General features: G+C 54.6%; 2 tRNA genes and 3 rRNA genes. All 5 read right to left on the bottom strand.

Going from position 1 to position 5,374, the window contains the following annotated elements:
• Positions 1 to 7: 7 nt before the first annotated feature.
• The 5 genes from rrf to SMD27_RS23990 all read right to left on the bottom strand — a co-directional run bounded on the left by rrf (position 8) and on the right by SMD27_RS23990 (position 5,130).
• Positions 8 to 123: ribosomal RNA gene (rrf, locus tag SMD27_RS24010) — 5S ribosomal RNA — on the bottom strand.
• A gap of 80 nt (positions 124 to 203) precedes the next feature.
• Positions 204 to 2,950: ribosomal RNA gene (locus SMD27_RS24005) — 23S ribosomal RNA — on the bottom strand.
• A gap of 337 nt (positions 2,951 to 3,287) precedes the next feature.
• Positions 3,288 to 3,364, bottom strand: a tRNA-Ile gene (locus SMD27_RS24000).
• Between the two features lie 37 nt (positions 3,365 to 3,401).
• Positions 3,402 to 3,477 (bottom strand) — tRNA-Ala (locus SMD27_RS23995).
• Between the two features lie 157 nt (positions 3,478 to 3,634).
• Positions 3,635 to 5,130 (bottom strand): 16S ribosomal RNA (locus tag SMD27_RS23990).
• Together the 16S, 23S and 5S rRNA genes with 2 tRNA genes alongside form the textbook arrangement of a ribosomal RNA operon.
• Positions 5,131 to 5,374: the final 244 nt, after the last annotated feature.

Genomic DNA, 5,374 nt, shown 5'->3' with positions numbered 1-5,374 from the left:
TTCGAAGACCTGGCGGCGACCTACTCTCCCACGTCTTGAGACGGAGTACCATCGGCGCTGAGGGTTTTCACGGCCGAGTTCGGAATGGGATCGGGTGTATTGCCCCTCGCCAAAACCACCAGGTCGTCGAAGCCAGCAAGGATGTGATGTTTGAAGAAGTGCTGTGCCAGCCATCATCTGCTTATCGCTGCATGCGATGAGACCAGATCAAGCCAATGGAGCAATTAGTACCGGTTAGCTTCACACATTACTGCGCTTCCACACCCGGCCTATCAACGTGATGGTCTTTCACGGCTCTCATAGGGAGTACTGGTTTTGAGGTGGGTTTCCCGCTTAGATGCTTTCAGCGGTTATCCCGTCCGCACATAGCTACCCGGCGATGCCGCTGGCGCGACAACCGGTACACCAGAGGTGCGTTCATCCCGGTCCTCTCGTACTAGGGACAAATCCTCTCAATACTCCAACACCCACGGCAGATAGGGACCGAACTGTCTCACGACGTTCTGAACCCAGCTCACGTACCACTTTAAATGGCGAACAGCCATACCCTTGGGACCTGCTCCAGCCCCAGGATGTGATGAGCCGACATCGAGGTGCCAAACCTCCCCGTCGATATGGACTCTTGGGGGAGATCAGCCTGTTATCCCCAGCGTACCTTTTATCCGTTGAGCGATGGCCCGTCCACGTGGAACCACCGGATCACTATGACCGACTTTCGTCTCTGCTCGACTTGTCAGTCTCGCAGTCAGGCAGGCTTATGCCATTGCACTCAACAGCTGATTTCCGACCAGCTTGAGCCTACCATCGCGCGCCTCCGTTACTCTTTGGGAGGCGACCGCCCCAGTCAAACTACCCACCATGCAGGGTCCCGGCTCCCGCTTCAGGGAGCTCGGTTAGATATCAGAGAACAAAAGGGTGGTATTTCAAGGTTGCCTCCACACCAACTGGCGCCGGCGCTTCATAGGCTCCCACCTATCCTACACATTCATTCCCTAATACCACTGCAAAGCTATAGTAAAGGTGCATGGGGTCTTTCCGTCTAACCGCGGGTACCCCGCATCTTCACGGGGAATTCAATTTCGCTGAGTTGATGTTGGAGACAGCGGGGAAGTCGTTACGCCATTCGTGCAGGTCGGAACTTACCCGACAAGGAATTTCGCTACCTTAGGACCGTTATAGTTACGGCCGCCGTTTACCGGGGCTTCGATTCAGAGCTTGCACCCCTCCTCTTAACCTTCCGGCACCGGGCAGGCGTCAGACCCTATACGTCATCTTATCGATTTCGCAGAGCCCTGTGTTTTTGTTAAACAGTCGCCACCCCCTGGTCTGTGCCCCCCGCCAATGGTTGCCCACCGACGGGGCCCTCTTCTTCCGAAGTTACGAGGGCAATTTGCCGAGTTCCTTCAACATCATTCTCTCAAGCGCCTTGGTATACTCTACCAGCCCACCTGTGTCGGTTTGGGGTACGGTCTAAACGCTGGCGTTCTTTCCAGGAAGTCCTTCACTGCCCCGGCAATCCAATAAGCCAGAACAATATACGGCCTTCGTCACATCCAGCAGGCTCAGGAATATTAACCTGATTCCCATCGACTACGGCTGTCGCCCTCGTCTTAGGGGCCGGCTCACCCTGCGCGGATTAACCTTGCGCAGGAACCCTTGGGCTTTCGGCGACAGAGTTTCTCACTCTGTTTGTCGCTACTCATGTCAGCATTCTCACTTCCGATACCTCCAGCATGCCTTACGGCACACCTTCACAGGCTTACGGAACGCTCCGCTACTGCGTGCGATTGCTCGCACACCCGCATCTTCGGTGTATGGCTTTAGCCCCGTTACATTTTCGGCGCGGGACGGCTTGTCTAGACCAGTGAGCTATTACGCTTTCTTTAAAGGATGGCTGCTTCTAAGCCAACCTCCTGGCTGTCTTGGCCTTCCTACATCCTTTCCCACTTAGCCATAACTTGGGGACCTTAGATGGCGGTCTGGGCTCTTCCCCTCTCGACCATGGACCTTAGCACCCACAGTCTGTCTGCCAGATTATAACCCATAGGTATTCGGAGTTTGGTTAGGTTTGGTAAGGATCGCTCCCCCCTAGCCCATCCAGTGCTCTACCCCCTACGGTGAACATCTGACGCTCTACCTAAATAGATTTCGCGGAGAACCAGCTATTTCCGAGTTTGATTGGCCTTTCACCCCTAGCCACAGGTCATCCCCGTCTTTTTCAACAGACGTGGGTTCGGCCCTCCAGTAAGTGTTACCTCACCTTCAGCCTGCCCATGGCTAGATCACCCGGTTTCGGGTCTAATCCCACGAACTAATTCGCCCTATTCAGACTCGCTTTCGCTGCGCCTACACCTACCGGCTTAAGCTTGCTCGTAAGACTAAGTCGCTGACCCATTATACAAGAGGTACGCGGTCACCCCTCAAGGAGGCTCCCACTGCTTGTAGGCATTCGGTTTCAGATTCTATTTCACTCCCCTCATCGGGGTGCTTTTCACCTTTCCCTCACGGTACTAGTGCACTATCGGTCACTGAGGAGTACTTAGGCTTGGAGGGTGGTCCCCCCATGTTCAGACAGGATTTCACGTGTCCCGCCCTACTCGAGAATATCAACGAATTCTACCCATACGGGGCTATCACCCACTGCGGCCTGCCTTTCCAGACAGTTCTGGTTCTATCGCTGATATTACTGGCCTGGTCCGCGTTCGCTCGCCACTACTAACGGAGTCTCGGTTGATGTCCTTTCCTCCAGGTACTGAGATGTTTCAGTTCCCTGGGTTCGCTTCCTCAGCCTATGTATTCAGCTCAGGATCACCTAACGGTGGGGTTTCCCCATTCGGAAATTCACGGATCAAAGCCTGCTCGCGGCTCCCCGTGACTTATCGCAACGTGCTACGTCCTTCATCGCCTCTCAGTGCCAAGGCATCCACCAAATGCCCTTAAACGCTTGATCCAAAATCCCATCGCACACAGTGATAAACAGACAATGTCGATAAACAGACAAACGTCCGCGCTTCCCGTGCACCAAGCGATTTTGACTTAACTCAGCACTTCTTCTTATCTCGACCAAAGGTCCACCGCCCATCTTGCTACCCGCAAGGCGGTGTTGGATCCCATGGCACCAAGTCTCCTTGACGCCACAGGCGTGTTGGAAAGACCTGACCAATGGTCGAGTTCACATCCGATCAACAATGACAAACAGCAAACCAGCACCCGGCAGTCTCCCGCCTTCGGCACCAGCCAAAACCTTTTCTTCAACGAGGAACCCATCTAGCGCGCTGCCAGGAGAATGGTGGGCCTGGGAAGACTTGAACTTCCGACCTCACGCTTATCAAGCGCGCGCTCTAACCAACTGAGCTACAAGCCCAGATGCTCAGCATCTCGGTCCCGGACTATCACCAAAATGGTGGAGCTGAACGGGATCGAACCGATGACCTCCTGCTTGCAAAGCAGGCGCTCTCCCAACTGAGCTACAGCCCCGATCTTGTGATCAGGCATCCTGTGCTCATGCCAGGATCGCTGACTTCTGGTTCCTCGAGAAGGGATGCGTGGACGGCGGTTCCGATCGGAACCTGGTGTCGTCTTGTGTAAGTAAAGCGCCAGACGTTCCGTGAGAACGTTCCAGCAGCTTCCTTAGAAAGGAGGTGATCCAGCCGCAGGTTCCCCTACGGCTACCTTGTTACGACTTCACCCCAGTCACTGACCCTACCGTGGTCGGCTGCCTCCTTGCGGTTAGCGCACCGGCTTCGGGTAGAACCAACTCCCATGGTGTGACGGGCGGTGTGTACAAGGCCCGGGAACGTATTCACCGCGCCATGCTGATGCGCGATTACTAGCGATTCCAACTTCATGTACTCGAGTTGCAGAGTACAATCCGAACTGAGATGGCTTTTTGAGATTAGCTTGGCGTCACCGCCTCGCAACCCATTGTCACCACCATTGTAGCACGTGTGTAGCCCAACCCGTAAGGGCCATGAGGACTTGACGTCATCCCCGCCTTCCTCCGGCTTGTCACCGGCAGTTTCTCCAGAGTGCCCAACTAAATGATGGCAACTGAAGATGGGGGTTGCGCTCGTTGCGGGACTTAACCCAACATCTCACGACACGAGCTGACGACAGCCATGCAGCACCTGTGTGGACGCCAGCCGAACTGAAGGACCTCATCTCTGAAGCCCATACGTCCCATGTCAAGGGTTGGTAAGGTTCTGCGCGTTGCTTCGAATTAAACCACATGCTCCACCGCTTGTGCGGGCCCCCGTCAATTCCTTTGAGTTTTAATCTTGCGACCGTACTCCCCAGGCGGAGTGCTTAATGCGTTAGCTGCGACACCGATAGGTAAACCTACCAGCGTCTAGCACTCATCGTTTACGGCGTGGACTACCAGGGTATCTAATCCTGTTTGCTCCCCACGCTTTCGCGCCTCAGCGTCAATACCAGTCCAGATAGCCGCCTTCGCCACTGGTGTTCTTCCCAATATCTACGAATTTCACCTCTACACTGGGAATTCCACTATCCTCTCCTGGATTCAAGCCTGACAGTATCAAATGCAGCCCCCAGGTTAAGCCCGGGAATTTCACATCTAACTTATCAGACCGCCTACGCGCCCTTTACGCCCAGTAATTCCGAACAACGCTAGCCCCCTTCGTATTACCGCGGCTGCTGGCACGAAGTTAGCCGGGGCTTATTCTCCAGGTACCGTCATCATCGTCCCTGGCAAAAGAGCTTTACAACCCTAAGGCCTTCATCACTCACGCGGCATTGCTGGATCAGGGTTGCCCCCATTGTCCAATATTCCCCACTGCTGCCTCCCGTAGGAGTCTGGGCCGTATCTCAGTCCCAGTGTGGCTGATCATCCTCTCAGACCAGCTACAGATCGTAGGCTTGGTAGGCCTTTACCCCACCAACTACCTAATCTGACGCGGGCCCCTCCAAAGGCGATAAATCTTTCCCCTCTCGGGCTCATACGGTATTAGCAGTCGTTTCCAACTGTTATTCCGTACCTCTGGGCAGGTTCCCACGCGTTACTCACCCGTCCGCCACTCTCACCTGGCCGAAGCCAGGATCCCGTTCGACTTGCATGTGTTAGGCATGCCGCCAGCGTTCGTTCTGAGCCAGGATCAAACTCTCAGGTTAACCTGCCCAGTCCGAAGACCAAGCAAATCAACGAAGATCCTTACACAAACACGTTCTTGCTTACTGTCCGAACCAATCCCCCATCGCCGATCAACCAGATCACTCCAGTCAACCCAGCAACAGACAACCAGTCCGTTCTTAAGTAGACACGCATTCGGCAATGATCTTCATACCAGGCCTAAGCCCAATCAAGATCCGCCGCCCGCGTATCCCTTCTCTTCTCTCAACAATGTCAATTAGCAGA

Origin of the sequence: Dongia soli, from assembly GCF_034044715.1 — a bacterium.
In the GTDB taxonomy this organism is placed as follows: Bacteria; Pseudomonadota; Alphaproteobacteria; order Dongiales; family Dongiaceae; genus Dongia_B; species Dongia_B soli.
The sequence above is the reverse complement of the archived record's forward strand: the minus strand, read 5'-3'. Positions and strand labels throughout refer to the sequence as shown.